The 20,107-nt window shown below is 59.4% G+C and carries 26 protein-coding genes; 17 read left to right on the top strand and 9 right to left on the bottom strand.

The genetic code is table 11. The annotated features are described in order from the left end of the window. The first annotated feature begins 223 nt into the window (after positions 1 to 223). Positions 224 to 877, top strand: a complete 654-nt coding sequence (locus tag Q0837_RS11410; protein WP_298469064.1) for a hypothetical protein — start codon at positions 224 to 226, stop codon at positions 875 to 877. Positions 878 to 967: 90 nt separating this feature from the next. Here Q0837_RS11410 and Q0837_RS11405 read toward each other — a convergent pair whose 3' ends face one another. Next, a complete protein-coding gene (locus Q0837_RS11405) occupies positions 968 to 1,435 on the bottom strand; it encodes a hypothetical protein (protein ID WP_298469061.1) in 468 nt (155 codons plus the stop codon). A 295-nt stretch (positions 1,436 to 1,730) separates the two neighbouring features. Between Q0837_RS11405 and Q0837_RS11400 the strand changes: the two genes are divergently transcribed. Next, a complete protein-coding gene (locus Q0837_RS11400; protein WP_298469058.1) occupies positions 1,731 to 2,948 on the top strand; it encodes a hypothetical protein in 1,218 nt (405 codons plus the stop codon). 49 nt (positions 2,949 to 2,997) lie between these two features. Here the strand turns inward: Q0837_RS11400 and gmk are convergent, their stop codons facing one another. From gmk to Q0837_RS11385, 3 genes are read right to left on the bottom strand one after another with little or no spacing between them, the layout of a single operon-like run. After that, complete coding sequence (gene gmk, locus Q0837_RS11395; RefSeq protein ID WP_298469056.1) at positions 2,998 to 3,642, bottom strand: guanylate kinase; 645 nt, start codon at positions 3,640 to 3,642, stop codon at positions 2,998 to 3,000. 56 nt (positions 3,643 to 3,698) lie between these two features. Beyond that, positions 3,699 to 4,091 carry a hypothetical protein gene (locus Q0837_RS11390; RefSeq protein ID WP_298469053.1) on the bottom strand — a complete coding sequence of 131 codons (393 nt, stop codon included), beginning with the start codon at positions 4,089 to 4,091 and terminating at the stop codon, positions 3,699 to 3,701. A 46-nt stretch (positions 4,092 to 4,137) separates the two neighbouring features. Further along, positions 4,138 to 4,656, bottom strand: coding sequence for an SspB family protein (locus tag Q0837_RS11385; RefSeq protein ID WP_298469051.1), 519 nt, complete (start codon positions 4,654 to 4,656; stop codon positions 4,138 to 4,140). Positions 4,657 to 4,781: 125 nt separating this feature from the next. Here Q0837_RS11385 and hisB point away from each other — a divergent pair, with 125 nt between their 5' ends. From hisB to pal, 13 genes are all read left to right on the top strand, one after another. Then, positions 4,782 to 5,399 carry an imidazoleglycerol-phosphate dehydratase HisB gene (hisB, locus tag Q0837_RS11380; protein WP_298469048.1) on the top strand — a complete coding sequence of 206 codons (618 nt, stop codon included), beginning with the start codon at positions 4,782 to 4,784 and terminating at the stop codon, positions 5,397 to 5,399. 144 nt (positions 5,400 to 5,543) lie between these two features. Further along, complete coding sequence (gene hisH, locus Q0837_RS11375; RefSeq protein ID WP_298469046.1) at positions 5,544 to 6,170, top strand: imidazole glycerol phosphate synthase subunit HisH; 627 nt, start codon at positions 5,544 to 5,546, stop codon at positions 6,168 to 6,170. Then, complete coding sequence (gene hisA / locus Q0837_RS11370; RefSeq protein ID WP_298469043.1) at positions 6,167 to 6,895, top strand: 1-(5-phosphoribosyl)-5-[(5-phosphoribosylamino)methylideneamino]imidazole-4-carboxamide isomerase; 729 nt, start codon at positions 6,167 to 6,169, stop codon at positions 6,893 to 6,895. The genes hisH and hisA overlap by 4 nt, the downstream gene beginning before the upstream one ends. Before the next feature lie 117 nt (positions 6,896 to 7,012). Further along, positions 7,013 to 7,318, top strand: coding sequence for a hypothetical protein (locus tag Q0837_RS11365; protein WP_298469040.1), 306 nt, complete (start codon positions 7,013 to 7,015; stop codon positions 7,316 to 7,318). Beyond that, positions 7,315 to 8,166 carry an imidazole glycerol phosphate synthase subunit HisF gene (hisF, locus tag Q0837_RS11360; protein ID WP_298469037.1) on the top strand — a complete coding sequence of 284 codons (852 nt, stop codon included), beginning with the start codon at positions 7,315 to 7,317 and terminating at the stop codon, positions 8,164 to 8,166. The genes Q0837_RS11365 and hisF overlap by 4 nt, the downstream gene beginning before the upstream one ends. Before the next feature lie 15 nt (positions 8,167 to 8,181). Beyond that, on the top strand, positions 8,182 to 8,496 hold the full coding sequence (locus Q0837_RS11355) for a phosphoribosyl-ATP diphosphatase (RefSeq protein ID WP_298469034.1): 315 nt from the start codon (positions 8,182 to 8,184) through the stop codon (positions 8,494 to 8,496). A gap of 2 nt (positions 8,497 to 8,498) precedes the next feature. After that, on the top strand, positions 8,499 to 8,879 hold the full coding sequence (locus Q0837_RS11350) for a histidine triad nucleotide-binding protein (protein ID WP_298469032.1): 381 nt from the start codon (positions 8,499 to 8,501) through the stop codon (positions 8,877 to 8,879). 191 nt (positions 8,880 to 9,070) lie between these two features. After that, on the top strand, positions 9,071 to 9,523 hold the full coding sequence (locus Q0837_RS11345; protein ID WP_298469889.1) for a YbgC/FadM family acyl-CoA thioesterase: 453 nt from the start codon (positions 9,071 to 9,073) through the stop codon (positions 9,521 to 9,523). Positions 9,524 to 9,527: 4 nt separating this feature from the next. Then, a complete protein-coding gene (gene tolQ / locus Q0837_RS11340; RefSeq protein WP_298469030.1) occupies positions 9,528 to 10,223 on the top strand; it encodes a protein TolQ in 696 nt (231 codons plus the stop codon). A gap of 53 nt (positions 10,224 to 10,276) precedes the next feature. After that, on the top strand, positions 10,277 to 10,666 hold the full coding sequence (locus tag Q0837_RS11335) for a biopolymer transporter ExbD (protein WP_298469027.1): 390 nt from the start codon (positions 10,277 to 10,279) through the stop codon (positions 10,664 to 10,666). A gap of 12 nt (positions 10,667 to 10,678) precedes the next feature. Next, the gene (locus Q0837_RS11330) at positions 10,679 to 11,503 is read left to right on the top strand and encodes an energy transducer TonB (protein ID WP_298469024.1); all 825 of its coding nucleotides are present in this window, start codon (positions 10,679 to 10,681) and stop codon (positions 11,501 to 11,503) included. A gap of 1 nt (position 11,504) precedes the next feature. Continuing rightward, a complete protein-coding gene (gene tolB, locus Q0837_RS11325; protein WP_298469022.1) occupies positions 11,505 to 12,905 on the top strand; it encodes a Tol-Pal system beta propeller repeat protein TolB in 1,401 nt (466 codons plus the stop codon). 24 nt (positions 12,906 to 12,929) lie between these two features. Further along, positions 12,930 to 13,451 carry a peptidoglycan-associated lipoprotein Pal gene (pal, locus tag Q0837_RS11320; protein WP_298469019.1) on the top strand — a complete coding sequence of 174 codons (522 nt, stop codon included), beginning with the start codon at positions 12,930 to 12,932 and terminating at the stop codon, positions 13,449 to 13,451. 15 nt (positions 13,452 to 13,466) lie between these two features. Here pal and Q0837_RS11315 read toward each other — a convergent pair whose 3' ends face one another. Next, positions 13,467 to 13,619, bottom strand: a complete 153-nt coding sequence (locus Q0837_RS11315) for a hypothetical protein (RefSeq protein ID WP_298469016.1) — start codon at positions 13,617 to 13,619, stop codon at positions 13,467 to 13,469. A 174-nt stretch (positions 13,620 to 13,793) separates the two neighbouring features. Here Q0837_RS11315 and Q0837_RS11310 point away from each other — a divergent pair, with 174 nt between their 5' ends. Then, positions 13,794 to 14,327: a J domain-containing protein gene (locus tag Q0837_RS11310; protein WP_298469014.1), complete on the top strand. Its 534-nt coding sequence runs from the start codon at positions 13,794 to 13,796 to the stop codon at positions 14,325 to 14,327. A 3-nt stretch (positions 14,328 to 14,330) separates the two neighbouring features. Continuing rightward, complete coding sequence (locus Q0837_RS11305) at positions 14,331 to 16,028, top strand: serine hydrolase (protein ID WP_298469011.1); 1,698 nt, start codon at positions 14,331 to 14,333, stop codon at positions 16,026 to 16,028. A 50-nt stretch (positions 16,029 to 16,078) separates the two neighbouring features. Here Q0837_RS11305 and Q0837_RS11300 read toward each other — a convergent pair whose 3' ends face one another. From Q0837_RS11300 to Q0837_RS11285, 4 genes are all read right to left on the bottom strand, one after another. Beyond that, positions 16,079 to 16,909, bottom strand: coding sequence for an SDR family NAD(P)-dependent oxidoreductase (locus tag Q0837_RS11300; protein ID WP_298469008.1), 831 nt, complete (start codon positions 16,907 to 16,909; stop codon positions 16,079 to 16,081). A 69-nt stretch (positions 16,910 to 16,978) separates the two neighbouring features. Beyond that, on the bottom strand, positions 16,979 to 18,061 hold the full coding sequence (locus Q0837_RS11295) for a hypothetical protein (protein WP_298469005.1): 1,083 nt from the start codon (positions 18,059 to 18,061) through the stop codon (positions 16,979 to 16,981). A 54-nt stretch (positions 18,062 to 18,115) separates the two neighbouring features. After that, positions 18,116 to 18,622, bottom strand: coding sequence for a hypothetical protein (locus Q0837_RS11290; protein WP_298469002.1), 507 nt, complete (start codon positions 18,620 to 18,622; stop codon positions 18,116 to 18,118). Between the two features lie 109 nt (positions 18,623 to 18,731). Then, positions 18,732 to 20,048 (bottom strand): cystathionine gamma-synthase family protein, encoded by a 1,317-nt coding sequence (locus Q0837_RS11285; protein ID WP_298468999.1) that lies wholly within the window; start codon positions 20,046 to 20,048, stop codon positions 18,732 to 18,734. Positions 20,049 to 20,107 lie beyond the last annotated feature (59 nt).

Raw genomic sequence — 20,107 nt, 5'->3', positions numbered from 1 at the left:
ATAGAAATATAACCCTCTGGCGAAGTTGACACTTCTCCAACCTGAAACGGTTCGCGCGTTGGCGCTTGCGGATCGAAAATTTGAAAGAGCCGCGCGGAATCTAGCGGCAATCCGGCGTGTAGGAAAACCTCTCACACCGTAGCGCGCGCCGCGTTGGCGCTGTAACTTTACTCCGCTAGCCTGCGAAGCTCTTCTGTCGTCTCGCTTTTTCAGGAGTTCTGTCATGTCCCGCACGCCGTCTCATCGCTTGCCCGTTTTTGCTTTGGCTGCCGGGGTGGCGCTCGCCTCCCCGATCTCTGTGGCAGCGCAGGATGAGGACCGCGCGCCGCCGCCAGAACTCTCCGACGATTTCTCCGACTTGCAAGAGCCGGAAGGCGAAGCCCCGGACAGCGAAGCCCCCGAGACACCGGCCGAGATGCTCGAAGTGCTGGACCAAATGAACGAAGTGATCACCGCGCTCGACGGCGAGGCCGAGCGAACCGGCAACAATTGGCAATTCCAGATCGACGAGCGGATGATGCTGGTGGTGACCGACACCAATGCCGGGCGGATGCGGGTGATTACGCCAATCGCCGAGGTCGCCGGGTTGCCCGAAGGTGCGATGGAGCGCCTGATGCAAGCCAATTTCGACACGGCTCTCGATGCACGCTACGCCATCGGCCAAGGCCTCGTCTGGGGAGCCTTTATCCATCCGCTCGACAGCCTCACCACCCGCGACTTCGCCAGCGGCGTGCTGCAAACGCACACGCTCGCCGAGACCTTCGGCACCACCTTTTCAAGCGGCGCGCTGAACTATGGCGGCGGCGACAGCGGTGCGATTATCGAGGATCAGCTGAAGGAATTGCTGGAGGAGCTGGAAAAGCGGGCGACAACTTAGAGGGGATTGTATCTGTATTTGGGGGTGAAAGCGGACGGCTTGCTTTAGGCTCCGTGGTCACTGAAGCGGAAGGATCACTATCAAACCAAGTCATCGGTTGAAGGAATATGGCACGCAATTAGTGATCTCCTTGAACTTCGGTTCCTTTGACAGAATGATGTTATAAGTCTCCGCATCGGTCCAAGGTATGGCAGGTTCTGTTTCGGTTTCACCCTCGATATCTGAAAAGAACCCGAGACTGTGAGAATCATCGTAGAAATTGTATTCGCAAGAGAATCCATGCGGAATCGGTTCATTAAAACCGTGCGAAATGAACGGCCGCAGATCCCCTGCGGCAATATTGATCCGAGCTTGGCTTTCGATACTTCGAAAACTATCAAAATTACCGTCTCCAAAGCCTTTGGGATTAAGGGGAGTTGGCTCCTCCTGATTGCGCTCAGCGCCAAATGCATGTTCGATGAACCAGCCACGCCACCACATCACCGTTATCATAAGAGCTGCAATGCCAAGCCCAAGCCAAACCAGCCTATTCCGAACGATGAGGTCAAACCGTTCCATGCACTATCTCCATGCTTTCAAAAATTTGTATCGAGCTATTCACTCTTTCAAATAGTCAACTTGGTCGATGCTCGTGCCCTTGCGATTAGGTAGGTACCCTAATTTTCCAACCATCGCATAGGCGCAGATGCGACTATATAAGGTTGAGGTATCTACCTCATGCGCCATACGAACTTGTCTGCTATTGCCGCTCTTGCAGGGAATGATAGCAAGAGCATTCCACTTGCTTTGCTTGGCAGGCAGCGATCCAGTAGAATGGACAAAGGAATCTGAGATGGTCCAAGGCAACTTCCTAATGCGTTACGCCATTGGGATCACCGCAGGTCTTCTGGGAAGCGCAATCCTCGCGTTTCCGGCGGCACAAGCGCAAGAATCCAGCGAAACGCGTTTTCGGCAAGCGGTACAAGCCGCTCCCGACAAACAACACAGCTCTTGCAAAGATCGAACTGACGACTGGGTTACAGAGCTGCCCGGCTTTACAAAAAACGCCCGTTTCGCCCTAAACAACAAGCGCGACACAGCGCTGGTTTTTGAAGGTCGCAAATTTCAACTCATCGATGTTGCCAGCGGCAAACCCAAAACACCCAAACCCAATTTGCTGGATCCCGATCAGGAAATTGTTGATGTCGTTTATTCCGATACAACCGAAATTGCAGATCAAATGGAGTTCACGTTCAGCGACGGCAATTTCTACTTCGCGCTTAATAACGCAAATTCTGGCGGCGTGGGGCACCTGACCGACCCATTGGGCGAAAAGAGGCTAAATCAGAAATATTTATCTACCGGCCCGTTTGTCGTGAGAGCCACCGCTCTTAACACTTTCGATGGAGGGCGCCTCATCGTTTTGGGCACAGTGAACGATGGATCACATTGGATTACGCCGTGGAACAAGGCCTATTTGGGGGATACGCTGAAAATATTGGACCTTACCGAAGAAATCCCAATTGCGGTCGAATGCAACAAAATTAAGAACTGTGGTGTCGTCAGCAAATTGGGCTCAAGATTGATTTTCAGGGTCTACCTTCAAGGAATTGTTCTCGATACCGGCGCCAGCACTTGGGATGCCGGCGGTCACTATGGCAGCGCCCACGTTATGGATCCCTATCTAGATAAGACCATGTTTGTTTTTACGGACGAAGATGGCTTTTTCTTTGGATGGGCTTCATACGAAGAAGCTAATAGTTGGAATAAGGTGCAGGTCAAAACCACGCCACTTCAAGATGCGAAGCCCAGTATTCACTTGTTGCCGCGTTCCGACAGCGTCGTGAACGAATTTTTCACATATGACGGTGCCACAATCCGCGAATTCAATTCCGCTCGTAGGATTATTTGCACGTCCAAATTGAACAAATCACGGACGTTGGCTTCGGGCTTTCGAAATTTTCAAGTCACGCCTTTGGGCGATCGGGACGCAGACTATCTGGGCACGGCTTTGAGCGGAGGGAAACTCTACATGAGGCGAATTGTTAAACCCAAGCAGGCGCTCGAACCGCTGGTCATATTCGGGAATTGAGCGGGGCTAGCTTAATGACTGCAATTGGGTCGTAAGCCGCCCCTGGTGCCTACCCCATCAATTCCCGCACAAATGGGATCAGCCCCGTCTGTCGTGTCCGCCGCATGCGCTCCGCGTCGAGCACTTCGCGCACCCGGTCGAAGCATTCGTCGACATTGTCGTTGATCACGACGTAATCGTATTCCGCCCAGTGGCTGATCTCTGCGCGGGCGCGTTCCATGCGGCTGTCGATCACGTCTTCACTGTCCTGCGCGCGGGCTTCGAGGCGGCGGCGCAGTTCGGGCAGGCTGGGCGGCAGGATGAAAACGCTGACAACGTCCTGCTGGTCCTTTTGGTAGAGCTGCTGCGTGCCTTGCCAGTCGATGTCGAATAGGAAATCCTGCCCTTCCTTCAAGGCGTTGCGGATCGCACCCTTGGGCGTGCCATAGCGATAGCCGAACACCTCGGCCCATTCGTAGAAATCATCTTCCTCGACCATCCGGTCGAACTCGGCATCGGAGACGAAGTGGTAGTGCACGCCGTCTTCCTCACCGGGACGCGGCGGGCGCGTGGTGGCGGAGACGGAGAGTGCGATCTCGCCATCGGCTTCAAGCAGCATGCGCGAAAGCGTGGTCTTGCCCGCTCCCGACGGCGAGGAGAGGATGAACAAGAGGCCGCGGCGGTGCAGTTTGTCAGTGGATTTGTAGTCGCCCATGCGGTCCGTTGCCTTAAACCGGGGCGCAAAATCAAGGGCAGGCGGTTAACCGGGGCTCACTCTTCCTCGGTTTCGGAGCGTTTGCGGCCAAGCTGGACCGACTTGCCGCGATCATACAGCGTCTTGAGCACCAGCCCGCCAGCGACGATGCCGAGCCCGACGGGAGACTTCGTAGCCAGCTTGCTTGCGCCATACAGAGCCAGCGTGGTCAGCAGCGTGCGACCGTCGAGCAACTCTTGCGCTTGCTCTTCATTGTCGGCGCTTGCCTTGGCGACGCGCTGTTCGATGTTCTGGCGAAACATGGTCGATGCGCCGCGCACCAATATGTCGGCAATCAGCAGGTTGGTTGCCGGATTGGGGCTGGGGATCGTCAGGTTGCCGGACTGCGCATCTTCCTCGGAAGCCTTGGCAAGCTGCTTTGTCAGACGGTCCGGGCGGCGTTTGGTCATGGCATGATAACGCGCAGGCGGGGTGAGCGATCCTGTGCCCTCGGCACTACTTCTTACGTCCGAAATCGACCGTCACGACATTTGAGCCATCATCGTCGCCGGTGCCGTCATCCGTGCCATCGCCCTCAGGATCATCCTGCTCGATCAGATCGTTTTCGGCGTCTTCGTGTTCTTCGGGAGCCATTTCGGCGACCGAAGCCTGGAATTGCAGTCCGAAATCAACCGCCGGATCGACGAAGGCCGTGATCGCCGCGAAGGGGACCGAAAGCTTGGCCGGGATCTGGTTGAACGAAAGCCCGACCGAAAATCCGTCTTCGCGGACTTCCAGCTCCCAGAACTTGTTCTGCAGCACGATCGTCATCTCGTCCGGGAACCGTTCGCGCAGATGCGGCGGGATCGACACGCCCTGCGCGCCGGTTTTGAAGGTGATGTAGAAGTGATGGTTGCCGGGCAGTTCGCTGCCGCCCTGCTCGATCTCCCCGAGCACGCGGCCTACAACTGCGCGCAGCGCTTCCTGGACGATCTCGTCATACGGGATCAGGCTATCGGGGGTATCATCGGTCATGATGTTTGAATCGTGGCGAGGCGCGCCGCGCGGGTCAAGCGTTTCGTGATGAGTTGGCAAAATTGACGCCAAATCCTTGCGCTCGGATGCTTGCGTTGATCGCCGACGCGCCTATAGCCCGGAGCATGCTGAACGCCCCTGAATTTGCCCCGCGCACCGGCACAATCGAGCGCAAAACCGCCGAGACCGAGATAGCCATTGCGGTCAATCTTGATGGCACCGGCGCGTATGACGTTTCGACCGGGATCGGGTTTCTCGATCACATGGTTGAACAGTTTTCGAAGCATTCGCTGATCGATGTGAGCATGAAAGTGCGCGGCGACCTGCATGTCGATCAGCATCACACGACCGAAGATTCGGCAATTGCGCTGGGGCAGGCACTGTCCGAAGCGCTCGGCGACAAGGCTGGGATCGGGCGCTATGGCAGCGCCTATTCACCGATGGACGAGACATTGTCGCGCGTCGCGCTCGATATCTCTGGTCGCCCCTTCTTCGTTTGGAAAGCGGGTTTCACACAGGAGCGGCTGGGCGAATGGGACACCGAGCTGATCGAGCACTGGTTCCATTCTGTCGCACAAACGGCTGGTCTGACGCTGCATTGCGAGCTGCTCTACGGCACCAACAACCACCACATTTGCGAGAGCCTCTACAAAGGCTTCGCCCGCGCGATGCGGATCGCGGTTGAGCGCGACCCAAGAAAAGGCGGGGCGATCCCGAGCACTAAAGGGCAGTTGGGTGGTTAGGCATTTTTGTTTCCGCGCGCCCATCCGGGCGCGCGATATCCTCGCTCATGCGATCAAAGATCGGGTGGCGCCCCGCGCCGTCTTCGACTCCGCTGCGCGCGCGCGGTCGCGCTTGCGGTCGCTACGCGACCGAGGTCAATAGCTGTGACGGAAATCACTGCTTTGGTCGATTACGGCGCGGGCAATCTGCATTCGGTTCACAACGCGCTCAAGGCTGTCGGGGCGAATGTCACCGTTACTGCTGAACCCAACGTTGTGCGCGCGGCCGACCGGATCGTGCTGCCGGGTGTTGGCTCGTTCAAGGCGTGCGCAGAGGGGCTCAAGGCCATCCCGCATATGGTCGATGCGATGACCGAGCGCGTCCATGTCGGCGGCGCGCCGTTTCTTGGCATTTGTGTCGGCATGCAATTGCTTGCTGACCGAGGCCTGGAGCACGGCAGCACGCCCGGCCTTGGCTGGATACCGGGCGAAATCCGGCTGATCGATCCGACCGATCCGGCGATCAAGGTCCCGCATATGGGCTGGAACGATGTGGCAATGCTGCCGCATGCAAAGAACCACGCGGTGATCGACGAAGGCGAGGCATATTTCCTCCACTCGTACCACTTCACCGCTGAGAACCCGTCCGACATTGCAGCGATGACCGATCACGGCGAAGGTCTGGTCGCAGCGGTCGCCCGCGACAATGTGCTGGGTGTTCAGTTTCACCCTGAGAAGAGTCAGGCTTTTGGTCTGGCTACCCTGTCCCGTTTTCTGGAGTGGCAGCCATGATCGTCTTCCCTGCAATCGACCTGAAAGGCGGCGAAGTCGTGCGGTTGGCCGAGGGCGATATGGACCGCGCCACCATCTATGGCGACGACCCGGCGGCGCAGGCGATGATGTTTGCCGAGGCAGGCGCGGAGTACCTGCATGTGGTCGATCTCGATGGCAGCTTTGCTGGCGAGGGCCGCAATGTCGATGCGGTGAAGGGTATCGTGGAACGCTTTCCCGGCCATGTGCAACTGGGCGGCGGCATCCGAGACGCGAAGGCCGTCGAGGGCTGGTTCAACCTGGGCGTGTCGCGCGTCGTGATGGGTTCGGCAGCGCTCAAGGACCCCGAGTTCGTGAAGGAAATGGCCCGCGAATGGGAAGGCGGCATCGTCGTCGCGGTCGATGCCAAGGACGGCATGGTCGCGACCGAAGGCTGGGCCGAGGTCTCTGACGTGCCCGTAGTCGATCTCGCCCGCCGGTTCGAGGATGCCGGAGTGGCCTCGCTTTTGTTCACCGACATTGGCCGCGACGGGCTGCTCAAGGGCGTGAATATCGATGCGACGGTTGAGCTCGCGCGGCAGGTCGATCTCCCTGTGATCGCTAGCGGAGGGGTGAAGGGGATCGATGACATCCACGTTCTTTCGCTTCATGCGAATGAAGGCATCGAAGGGGTGATTACCGGGCGGGCGCTGTATGAGGGCAAGCTCGATTTGGCTGCGGCGATTGCTATCGGTGGAAAGGACTAAAGAGATGGAAGGAGCGATCTTCCTACTCTTAGTCTACGTCGTTTTCTGGTCGTTTGTGATTGGCGCCGCAGGTTTTGCAATGTTCCTTTTAGTTCGCTGGTATCTCAGGAATAATTGATGCGTCTGATAGGCTTCCTCTTCCTGGGCCTGACCTTCCTCGCAGGCATCACGGTTGGCACGATCGAATACGCGATGGTCAATGTTGTCGTGTTTCTCGCGCTCGCTCTGCTGATTGCGAGGTTTGTCGAGCCACGCTTTGGGACCAACGGATTGGTCTATGGCATGGCAGTTGCGTTTTTCGTTTCGTTTCTTTGGCCCTACGGCTTGATTGCGGCACTCAGCATTGTGGGCGACGAATGCCTTGGCGATGAATGTCTGGCAGAGGCAGATATCGTGATCCAAGTCCCAGAGGGCACACTATGACCGTCCGCATCCGCGTCATTCCCTGCCTCGACGTCGCCGATGGGCGCGTGGTTAAGGGCGTCAACTTCGTCGATCTGAAAGACGCAGGCGACCCGGTCGAGCAGGCGCGCGCTTATGATGAAGCGGGCGCGGATGAGCTGTGCTTCCTCGACATCTCCGCAACACACGAGGGGCGCGGGACATTGCTCGATATCGTGAAGCGGACGGCAGAGGTGTGTTTCATGCCTGTCACCGTTGGCGGCGGGGTCGCGTCGGTCGAAGACGCGCGGGCATTGCTGCTCGCAGGGGCCGACAAGGTCGCGGTAAATTCAGCGGCGGTGAAGCGCCCCGAAGTCGTGCGTGATATTGCCGAGAAGTTCGGCAGCCAGTGCATTGTCGCGAGCATCGATGCCAGAAGGATTACTCCTCCTCCCGCTCACCCTGAGCCTGTCGAAGGGGGAGCGTCGGTCTCCGCCCGCACTTCGACAAGCTTAGCACGAGCGGAGGCTTTTGACGGGCGGTGGCAGATTTTCACCCATGGCGGTCGCGAACCCACTGGAATCGACGCGGTCGAGCATGCGGTTAGACTCGCCGAATTGGGCGCGGGCGAATTGCTGGTCACCAGCATGGACGGTGACGGGACGAAGGCCGGCTATGACCTGGAGCTAACCCGGACCATCGCTGATGCGGTGAGTATTCCGGTGGTTGCCAGCGGCGGCGTTGGCAACCTTGATCACCTGGTTGAGGGTGTGACAAAGGGTCATGCCAGTGCGGTGCTCGCCGCTTCGATCTTCCACTTCGGCGAGTACTCGATCCACGATGCCCACGAAGCGCTGCGAGCGGCTGGCTTGCCAGCGCGCGGCGATTGAACGAGATACGCTGGCATGAGTACACTTGAACGCCTCGAACTGACAATCGCAGCGCGCCGCGCAGCCTCACCCGATGAAAGCTACGTCGCCAAGCTCAATGCCAAGGGCCTGCCGAAAATGGCGCAGAAGCTGGGCGAAGAAGCGACAGAAGCAGTCATTGCAGCGGTTTCCGGCAGCAATGAAGAGCTGGTGGGTGAGAGCGCCGACCTGCTGTTTCATCTGCTGGTGTTGCTGAATGCCAAAGGCTTGTCGCTGGACCATGTACTGGCGGAACTGGACCGGCGCGAGGGTCTGTCGGGTCTCGATGAAAAAGCAAGCAGGAGCGAGTAGCCATGCCGATCGATCCGACGTTGCCGTACGATGACGACAACATCTTCGCCAAGATCCTGCGCGGGGAAATCCCCTCGAACAAAGTCTATGAGGACGAATGGGCGTTCGCGTTCGAGGACATCAATCCGCAGGCCGAGGTGCACACCTTGGTGATCCCGAAGGGCAAATATGTCAGCTGGGACGACTTTTCCGCAAAGGCCAGTGACGCCGAAATCGGCGGCTTTATCCGCGCGGTAGGCGAAGTGGCGCGGGCGAAGGGGCTGGTCGAGCCAGGGTATCGCCTGATGGCCAATATCGGCGCGCATGGCGGTCAGGAAGTCCCGCATTTGCACGTGCATATCTTCGGTGGGCAGCCACTCGGCCCGATGATCTGGAAGCGATGAACCAGTTCGTGATTCCCCGCGAAGGCGGGGATCTCTTCGCGTCATAGTGCCAAACCTCCGGGAGGCTCCCGCCTTCGCGGGAGCGCACAGTTCGCTAATCGACTCAAAAAGCACTCGTTTCGCCGCCGTTCAGGTGAGCGGATCAAAACGACGCTATGCAGCGAATCCGCGCTGCGCTAGTGGCGGTCAAGATGGTTAACCCGAACCCTCCCGGCGGCGTATTCGACGGCTCGCGGCACTTGTATGCCGTCCGGGTCTATTACGAGGATACCGACCTGTCGGGAATCACATACCACGCCAACTACCTGCGCTGGTTTGAGCGGGCCCGCTCTGACCTTTTGCGGATGCTCGACATTGATCAGCGCGCTGCGATCGAAGCAGGCGAGGGTGCCTATGCTGTGACCGAGATCAACATCAAATATCTGATCCCGGCGAAGCTGGACGACGACATCGTGATCGAGACCACTTGCTACGAGCTTGCGGCGGCAAGCGTGCGGATGGAGCAGGTTTCGCGTCGGGGGGATGAAGTACTGGCCACTGCGCAGGTTCGCGCCGCGTTTCTGACGCCCGAAGGTCGCCCGCGCCGCCAACCGGCCGAATGGCGTGCCTCATTCCAGGAATTCATGAATCAGGGGAACAACTGAACTCATGCCTTTTGAATTGCTTACCGCTGCTGCGTCCACCCGGCTCGATCCGCTTGAGCTGTTTCTCGATGCCGACATTGTCGTGCAGGCGGTTATGGCCGGCCTGATCCTTGCCAGCCTTTGGGTGTGGACCATCATCGTCGCCTTTAGCCTGCGGATCGGCGGGCTGGAGAAGCGCTCGCGCACCTACGAAGCCGACTTTTGGGAAACCAATGAGCGCGACGCTATGCTGACCAAGCAGCTGCGCCGCGAAGTTCCTTCAGCGCGGGTCGCAAGCGCCGGGCTGGATGAGTGGAAGCGCTCCAAGGCGGGGCCATCGATCGATCGGGGCGCTGCGCGAGACCGGATCAACGCTGCAATGGAAAGTCAGGTCGCGCATGAAGCCGACGAGCTTTCGGACAGGCTGGGCTTTCTCGCCACCACTGGATCGGTCGCGCCGTTTGTGGGCCTGTTCGGCACGGTGTGGGGCATCATGAACAGCTTCTTCCAGATCGGCGCGCAGGAAAGCTCTTCGCTTGCGGTGGTCGCTCCGGGCATTTCCGAGGCACTGTTCGCGACGGCAATTGGCCTGTTTGCCGCCATTCCAGCTGTCATCGCCTACAACCGCTTTTCGGGCCGGGTGAACCGCTATGAGGCGAAGCTGCAGCGCTTTGCAGACAAAGTTCATGCCGGTCTCAGCCGCGATCTGGACAAAGCCTGATGGGGGCCTCGCTCACCTCGTCCCGCTCCGGGCGTCGCTCCCGCCGTGCTCCAATGGCGGAGATCAACGTCACGCCGTTCGTCGATGTGATGCTGGTGCTGCTGATCATATTTATGGTCACCGCGCCTTTGCTCGCAGTCGGTGTGCCGGTCGAACTGCCGGACAGCCGCGCGAACCCGGTTGAGCAGACGCCAGAACAGATCACCATTTCTGTCGATGACGAGGGTGTGATCTACGTAGAGAACGAAGCGGTGCCGGTCGGTGGTTTCCCGGCGGCACTGGCAGCGATCGATCGCGGTGCAAACGGGCAGCTTCCGATCATTGTGTTCCGAGGCGACCGCGCGGTCGATTACGGCAGGACGATGGCGGTTCTCGGTGAGTTGAACCGAGCGGGCTTCACATCGATCTCGCTGGTCACCTCAGATTCAGGCACGGCCCCATAGCCAGCGCACAGGATGGGAGAAAGCGCCGCAATCAGACGTGAAGACACAGCCGGCCTCGCGGTCGCGGTGGTTCTGCACGTGGCGGTGGTCGCGCTCTTGCTGCTTCAACCGGCGCGCGAGGACGTGTTTTCCGAGCCCGAGCGCATGACGGTGAATCTCGCAACTGAGGTCGGCCTGGAGGCCACAGCTCCTGACCCTGTGCCTGATAGCCGAGCGGCCATCGCTCCCACATTGGGCGAAGAGGTTGCACCCGATGCAGAGACACAACCGAGCGAAATCGTACCCGACGCCACTCCCGAAACTCCTCCGCCCCCGACGCCGCGAACCACGACAACAACTCCGCGGGCGCAGCCAACCACTACGCCGCGCCAGAACAGACGCACGCCGCCGACGCCTCGTGCAACGCCGTCACCGCGCCCGACGAACCGAGGCGGGAGCCGGATTGGCGAAAACTTCCTGCCGGGTCAGGGTGGTTCTACGCGTACGGACGAGACGCGAATTCCAGCCTCACAGATCGGCGCAAGTGCGAAGGCCTCAATAATTCAGGATATCGGGCGTCAGTTGCGGCCGCATTGGCAAGGCAAAGCGCCATCTGGAGCCGACGCGGAGAAATTGGTGACGATCCTGGCTTTCAAGCTTAACAAGGATGGATCATTGAAAGGGCGACCCCGCGTTGTGAGGCAGTCCGGTGTCACACCGTCAAATGAGGCACAAAAGGCTCGGCATGCCGAAATAGCAATTCGTGCAGTACAACTCGCCGCGCCATTTGATTTGCCTGATGAGTATTATGAAGCTTGGAAGAATATTTCAGCGTGGCGTTTCGATAGAAGGCTTTGAGATGAGACTATTTCTCGCATTGATTTCCCTCGCAATAGCTGCGCCGGCTCAGGCGCAGGGCCAAGACCTTAGCGAGCCGGTCGGCGAAGGCGGTGAAGTCGAAACGGCATTTGAGCTAAGCCCTACGGATGAAGGAGGGTTGACCGGGTCGACGACAGACGAAAGCGATTGGGAAGACCTCGGCATCGCGATCCCGGCTTTCGCCACGCAGAGCGACCGGCCAACGCCTGCCAATGCGAATGGCACCGCCGCGCTGGGCCGCGAAGTCGCCCGCGTCATCACCGCCAACCTGCGCAACAATGGCCTGTTCAAGCCGACTGGCCCTGACAGCCTGCCGCAGCCTAGCTTTGCGCAGGTGCGAGCGCCTTCCTGGGGCAGCTGGAGCGGGCGCGGAGCCGAGATGCTGGTCCACGGCTTCGCCAATGCGCGTCCTGACGGGAAGCTGACCGTTGGCTGCTACCTCTACGATGTCGCCTTGCAGGACGAACTCATCCGCGAAGGCTGGGTTGTGCGCCCGGCAGACTGGCGGCGCGCGGCGCATAAATGCTCCGATCTGATCTACGCACGGCTAACCGGTGAAGACCCGTTCTTCGACAGCCGCATCGCTTACATCGCGGAAACAGGACCAAAGGATAAGCGCGTAAAGCGGCTCGCGGTGATGGACAGCGACGGCGCGAACCACCGCTTCCTGACGCTCGGCAGTGCGACCGCGCTTACCCCGCGCTACTCGCCTGATTATTCAAAAATCCTGTATCTGTCCTATGTCGACGGCAATCCGCGCATCTATGTCTACGACATTGGCCGCGGCACGCAGACGCTCGTGACCGAGAACAGCAATCCGACGATCGCCCCGCGCTGGTCGCCTGATGGGCGCTATATCCTCTATTCGATGGCGGTTGCGGGCAACACCGATATCTACCGCGTGCCGGTAACCGGCGGACGCAGCACCCGCCTGACCACAGCGCCGGGCATCGACATTGGCGGATCATACTCACCTGACGGAAGCAGGATCGTGTTCGAAAGCGACCGCTCCGGCTCGCAGCAATGCTATGTGATGGATGCCGATGGCAGCAATCAACGCCGCATCACCTTTTTTGGCGGGCGCTGCGCAACGCCCGAATGGAGCCCGCGCGGCGACCAGATCGCCTTCACGCGCATCGCCGGAGACTTCAATGTCGCGGTGATGACACCGGCAGGGCGTAACCTTAAGGTGCTGACGAGCGGATGGCAGGATGAGGCGCCGACATGGGCCCCGAATGGTCGCATCATCCAGTTCTTCCGCACGACGCGCAATTCGGGTCGTTCGGGGCTCTGGCAAGTCGATCTGACGGGCCGCAATGAACGCCGCCTGCCTACCCCTGTCGATGCTTCGGACCCAGCGTGGGGCCCAATCCGCGATTAGGACCTGTTTGAAAGGAAGAGCACTATGAACAAGCCACTTGCGACTGTCCTGTTACTTGCCTCCACCGCAACGATTGCGGCCTGCTCGAAGAAACCACCTGAGGAACTGCCACCGCTTCCAGTCGATACGGTGCCGACGTCAACACCGACTCCTGCGCCCCAGACATCCTCGGGACCCACCATTGGTTCGCAGGAGCATTTCCAGGCGGCTGTTGGCGGTTCGACGGTGATCTATTTCGACACCGACCGCTTCAACATCGACAGTTCCGACGCTGCCGCGTTGCAGGCCCAGGCGCAGTATTTCGCGCGCTATCCGCAGCTGACCTTCACCGTCGAAGGGCATGCCGACGAACGCGGCACGCGCGAATACAACCTCGCTCTGGGCGAGCGCCGCGCCAATTCGGCCAAGAACTATCTGGTCAGCCTCGGCGTCTCGGCCGAGCGCATCCGCATCGTCAGCTATGGCAAGGAACGTCCGGTTGCGCTCGCTTCGAACGAGAGCGCATGGGCCGAAAACCGCCGCGCTGCGAGCGTGATGATCAATTGATTGGGTGCTTGTGAGTTAGCTTGGCAGGCCGGGCACAGGCTCGGCCTGCACCAGGATTTGCGCGCTCGTTTGTGCGCCGCCAAAATCGCCGGTGGTTGACGCCACAATGCACAGAGCTGCCAGCGCAATCACTGAAAACACACTCGAAATTTGCAATTGTTGGCTCATCGTGGTCCCTTTTCGACGCGCGCTCTACAGTCAGGTCGTGAAGAATCTATTGCAATGCAACATTTCACAACGAAACCTGTTCCCACGGCTTTGCATTCGCTGCCACGTCGCCTAGACGGGTGCGACAATGCATTCGACCAACGTCATCAATAATCCTTGCACCGGCGGCTCGGTATGAGCCGCAGGAAGCGTTCCGACGATTGGGGCTTTCCGCGCTGGCGGCCTTACGAATCCTCCCGCGAGACGGTGGCGCAGCGCGAGTGCGACCGCCACGGCTGTGACGAGCCGGGCCTGTGTCCTGCGCCCAAATCGCCCAACAGCCCTGACCGCTGGTATTTCTGCCAAAAGCACGCGGCGGAATACAACAAGGGCTGGGACTATTTCGAAGGGCTCGACAAGGAGCAGAAAGCCGAGCGGGCCAAGGCAGAGCGGCAGGAAAGCGAAGGCTATGCCGAGGCATCGCATTACGGATGGAGCGGGGCGGGCGATGGCTCCCGAAGCGCCGACGAAATGCGCGCGCTGGAACTGCTCGAACTGGAGGCGGACGCGGATTTCGACGCCGTCAAAAAAGCCTACCGCGCCAAGGCCAAGGAAGTGCACCCCGACGTAAAACCGGGCGACGAAGAAGCCGCCAAGCAATTCCAAGCGATCCAGGTGGCATATGACGTGCTGCGGATGGCCGAGGAGCGGCGGGAGTGGAAGGGGTAGTCGATGCGGTTTATCACATCGGCGTTGATCGGCTTCTGCGCTGCAAGCTTGGGTATTGCCGCGGTTACACCTTCCCATGCTCAGGAGGCTGTCCAAGCCTCGACTAAGGAATCTGCCGTCCATGCACTACTGCTGGAATGGGAAGCAGAAGATGGCCCGGGCGTAGCGGTCCTAATCGTGAAAGATGGCCAGACTGTCTTTCAGAAAGGCTATGGCACTGCAGACATTGAGCAGGGCGTCGCGATAACCGAGAATACAGCGTTTCACGCCGCCTCAATTTCCAAACAGTTTACGGCCTTTGCGGTTCTGACGCTGGTGGACGAGGGCAAGCTGCGCTTGGATGATGACGTGCGCGTGGTTCTGCCAGAACTGAATCATTTGCCGACGAAGTTTACCGTTGCTCATCTGCTGGACCATATGAGCGGGCTGAAAGAGGTCGGAAGTCTGCTGACCATGGCAGGCTGGCTGCCAGATGACATCGTCACACAGCATCAGCAATATTCGATGATTACATCGCAGAAGGGTTTCAACTTCGAGCCAGCGCAAGAGATCGAATACAGCAATACGGGCTATGCGGTGCTGGCCAAGATCGTAGAGAAAGTCTCAGGCCAACCGTTCGAAGAGCACATGCGAGCAACAATTTTCGCGCCACTTGGGATGGACGACACGATGATCCAGTCCGATCGCAGCGCGATTGTTCCGAATATTGCCTATTCCTACAATGTGCGCAGAGGGGGGCTGACCAAGAGCAATCTCAACCGGGAGATCGTGGGCTCTACAGGTGTGATCACAACCGTTGCCGATCTGGCAAAGTGGGCGGCGAACTTTCAATCCCGTACGGTGGGCAGCGAGCGCGTCTTTGACCTGATGGAGCAGCGCGGCATGACGGAGAGTGGCGAAGTGTCTCCGCTGTCACGAGGTCAGGAACTGCGGGTTCACAACGGGCTGGAGACTTGGTCGCATGGTGGCCGGATCGCGGGATTTCGCTCGTTCCTGCTGAGGGTCCCTAGCGAGAACCTTGTGGTGGCCATGCTGAGCAATCGGAGCGATGTCGACCCAGCGAATCTGGGGTTTGCGCTGACCGATATTTACGTTGCGGATAGCGAGGCATTCGAAGAGCCAGTCCCCGTTGACTGGAGCGAAGCCACACAAGCTGAACTGGATAGCTATGCGGGCTTCTATGAACTGTTCCCGGGAGCCATCTTTGACATCTCAAACGCTGAGGGCAAACTGCTGTTCACCCCCTATGGCACTGAACAGTCATTGGCACTGGCGCAGTCGGGCAAGGGGCAATTTGTCCTGAATTCCGCAAATCAGATATCGATCAGGTTTGACAATGAGGCGGGCGAGCAGGCCCAGGATCTCAAATACGTGATCGGGCTGAACGGTGAACTGACGGCCGACAGAACAAACGTAAATCCGCTCGATCCGGAAACGCTCGATTTGCAGGACTTTACCGGCGTGTTTTTCAGTGAGGAACTGCAAACGCGCTACATCCTCAGTGTTGTCGATGACTCACTGGTAGCCTCTCATCTTCGCCTTCCCGACGTTACGCTCGCCGCCTTTGAACAGGACACGTTTGTCGGTCCGGGATCTGGTCTGCAAAAGGTTGAGTTCGAGCGAGATGAGAACGGCGCGGTCACGGGTGCGATTGTGTCGGCGGCCCTGGCTGAGAACGTTGTATTCCGGAAAGTGCAATAGTTTGCGCTTGTCGATTTAGGCTCAGTCAATCGCGTTTCGAACGCCGCTGACTACTCGCCCTTCGGCCCAGCGAACCCGGGCCTATCTGCCGTCGAATTGATCGTCGGATTGGGATTGTCGTTCCACCACGCGACATCTTTCCATGGCCGCGCATCAACCTCATGACTCCAGCAATTCTTTGGCTGCTGCGCGAGGTGCCAATAGGTCTCCGCCAGCGCGCTGGGATCGATCACGCCTTCCTCGCCCTTTGACGCCTTGTAGCTCTCCCACTTGTCTCCGAGCAGCTTTCCGAGCGTGTCCGGCGCATCGACTGAGCCGTCAACCACGATATGCGCGACATGGATGCCTTGCGGGCCAAACTCTGCGTTGAGCGTCTGGCAGAGCATCCGCCGTCCGCCCATCGCTGCGGCGTGGCTGTGCTGTCCGGCATTGCCGCGGACTGCCGATGTGGCGGAGGTCACCAGCAGGTTGCCGCGCCCGCGTTCGACCATTTCCGGGAATGCGGCGTGGGCGAGGCGGAACACGCCGTAGCAGCCTAGTCGCCAGCCAAGCTCGAAAGTCCGGTGCGGCGTGTCGTGCAGCTTGCGGTTCCCGATCTGCGCTCCAAGATTGTAGAGCGCGGTGTCGATCGGGCCGATGTCGCGCTCGACCCGCTCGACCAGTTCTTCAATCGCGCCATCTTCGCTCGCGTTGAGCAGCTTGCCGCTTGCCGACCCACCAGCATCCTCGATTTCGCCGACCAGCCTCGCAAGGCCTGCTTCATCAGAGCGCCGCGCGAGCACCGCGTGATAGCCACCCGCCGCAAAGCGAGCAGCCGCGTGGCCGCCGATTCCGGCGCCCGCACCGATTACGAGAAAGACTGGTTTGCGGTTGTCGGTCATGCTGCTTCTCCCGTTTGGGAGGAGGGTAGTCTGATAATCAGACTTGTTCCAGTGGCATCCCCGTTTGGGTCAGAAGTCCGACCAGCCAGCCTCAGGGTAGGGCAGCAGAATCTCACCAGAGCGGTCTCGGATGCCCCATTTCGCAGCGGTCTCCAGGCCAGCAATATCGACGACCCTGCAGCCGCCCGCGCGGAGCCGTTCGACGATGCCCGGGGTATCCCGCAGCGGAGCGAGCACCATCGGGAATTTGAATTGGCCGTCTTTGCAGCGATTGTTAGATTCTTCGTCGGCAAAGCGCTCATCCAGCAAAGTCAGCGCCGATTGCGCATCGCCGCGAGCTGCCAGCAAATAGAGTTTGAGATCGCGGTGATCGTCGATGCCGAACTGCCAGCCTTTGCCGAAAGTGCGGATTTTGGCGAGATACCGATCCACCGCCTGCTCGGCATAGGTGAGATCGCCCTTGCGGGTCGCATCGGCGATGACGTTCTCACTGTAAGTGCTGATTGGCCAGCCAGCCTTGTCCGCGTCGGAACCATCCAGCAATTGCCGCGCAATCTCCAGATCGGCACGTGCTTCTTCCGACCGCCCCAATTGCAGCAGGATGTCGCCATAGCGGCGGTGCGCAAAGCCCTTTCTGAAGTCATCATGCAGCATTAAGTCGCCGTCGATATTCGCGATCAGCGCGCGGGCGGTCTCCAGCGCCGCATTCCAGTCTTCCAGCTTCACCAGCGCGGAGAGTTTGGTTTCGAGCGCCTTCGAGCGGAGATGCTCTTGCAGCGGCCAGCGTGGCTCTCCGATGAAGTCGAGAGTCTGATCCGCATAGCCGATGGCTTGGCGTTGATTGGCTCGGGTGTCGCCGGATGGTTCGCCTTGGGCAAAGCTGGCCAATGTCCAGAGCTGTGTCGCTCGCAAGACAGGCCAACATGTCACCGCGACCCGATCAAGGTCAAAATCATGGCGCGCGCCGCAGGTCGATACGTCGCTGCGCTCAGGCTCGGGAATGGTGTGATCGAGGATTGGCGGCCGCGCCCATTCAAGCAGGGTCTGACCTTCTTCAGGTGGCTCGTCGGGATAGGTAATCTCGAACTGAGCGGCTGCTGGAACGGCAAGGGAAAGGCATGCGAGCAGCGCTGCCCCTTTTATCGCGTTCAACCAGCCAATTCTTGCCAACAGATATGCTCCTATGCCCGGCAGGCACCGAGCGGACTATTGTCCCACACCATCTAGCTTAGGTAGTTCTCGCAGCAAGTCGATTTTCTCGCGAACATCGGAGTTTGCCGATTGTGCGGCTTCAATTCTCTGGCGAGCAAGCGTTTGTGATTGTTCGATCCGCTGTATCTGCGGCTGAGTGAGCGAGACGGGACGCTGGTTGAGGCTGCGGAAGCGGCGGTTCACCTGATCGCGGAACGTGTCGAACGTCTCGCGCGACACTTCGAGCTCCGCATTGATCGCGTCGATCGCCTGCTTGTTAGCTGCCGATGCCTCGGCCAGCGCGACGGCCGCATCCGACGTCTTGTCGGCAGTGTCCTTCAGCAGCTCAATCTCGCCAATCCCGGGGATGTTGGCGCGCACTGTTTGCGCCCCGCACAGGAAGATGCCGCCAACCGCCAGCAGGGCCGGAAAAACGGCTTTCGAGGTATCCTTCCAATAGGACGCGATCGATCCCACGAGCAACAGGACCCCGATGATCAGCAGGATGATTTCCAGATTCATGACGCGCTCCTCCGGCGTTCGGCGATGGTTGTTTCTAACACAACCGCGCCGAAGCGCTTTGAAGGAACGCGCCAAGTTACTTGGCTGAACGCGTCAACTTTGACTGTGCTTAAACGTGTTCCAGCGCCTGTTCGAAGTCCGCGATCAGATCGTCAGCATCCTCGATCCCGATGCTGATCCGCACGAGATTGTCGGTAATGCCAAGCGCCGCCTTGCGCTCTGGCGGGACCGAAAGATGCGTCATTGCCGCCGGATGGCTGGCGAGCGTTTCGGTTCCGCCGAGGCTGACCGCGAGCTTGGCGATGGTGAGGTTGTCGAGGAAGCGGAAGCTTTCCTCTTCGCCGCCCTTGATGAATACGCTGAAGGTCGAACCTGCGCCTTTGCAGTGGCGATCATAGATGTCCTGTTGGCGCGGATCGGTGATGTGGCCAAGATAGCCCAGACCTTCGACCTTGGGATGCGCGGCAAGGAAATCGCAAACCTTGGCCGCGTTCTCGCCCGCACGCTGCATCCGCAACTCAACCGTCTCCAGCGAACGCAGTAGCATCCAGGCGGTGTTGGGATCGACAATCCCGCCCATCGTGTTGCGTAGCGCGCGCACCGGGTCCATCCACTTTTTCGCGCCAGCGATCGAGCCGGCAACAAGATCGGAATGCCCGCCGACATATTTGGTCAGCGAGTAGGCGACGATATCCGCGCCGTGATCGAGCGGACGCTGCCACAGCGGGCCGAGGAAGGTGTTGTCGATTGCGATCGGGCAATCCCATTTCAGGTTCGCATCGCGCGCTTCCTTGACTGCTTCGATATCGACTAGCGCGTTGGTCGGGTTTGCGGGGCTTTCGAGATAGATCATCGCGACCTTGCCGCCATTTTCGCCCGCTTGTTTCTTGGCGCGCTTCAGCACGTCGTCGATCTCTTCGCGGCTCGCTCCGGCGGGGAAATCGACATAGGTGACGCCGAACTTGCTCAGCACCTTGGCAACGAATCCTTCGGATGCGGCGTAGAGGGGGCCGGAATGCACGATCACATCGCCGTGGCTGACATAGGCCATCATCAGGATGCAGATCGCGGTCATGCCGCTGGAGAAGGTGAGTGCGTCCTCCGCGCCGTCCCAGACCGCCAACCTGTCTTCGAGGATTTCCTGGTTCGGGCCGTTGAAGCGCGAATAGACCAGACCTTCCGCGCCGCCGGGGCGCTTGCCCGTGATGCCTTCAAAGTGGCGCTTGCCCGCTGCCGCACTTTCGAATGCGAAGGTTGATGTGAGGAAGATCGGAGCCTTCAGCGAACCTTCCGAGAGGGTCGGGTCGAAACCGTGCCCCATCATCAGAGTCGATGGCCGCAATTCGCGCCCGCCAATTTTGAGCTTCTTCGGCTTGGGCTTGCGGCGAGGGGTCGGGGTGTCAGTCGCGTCGATAGCGTCCGTCATGATGCGGATACCTTCCTATGCATGCGCTCCCAGGAAGGCAGGAGCCGATCCGGGCCGAG

It is taken from the genome of uncultured Erythrobacter sp. (assembly GCF_947499705.1).
Classification (GTDB): domain Bacteria; phylum Pseudomonadota; class Alphaproteobacteria; order Sphingomonadales; family Sphingomonadaceae; genus Erythrobacter.
This window is presented reverse-complemented; position numbering and strand designations above follow the sequence as displayed.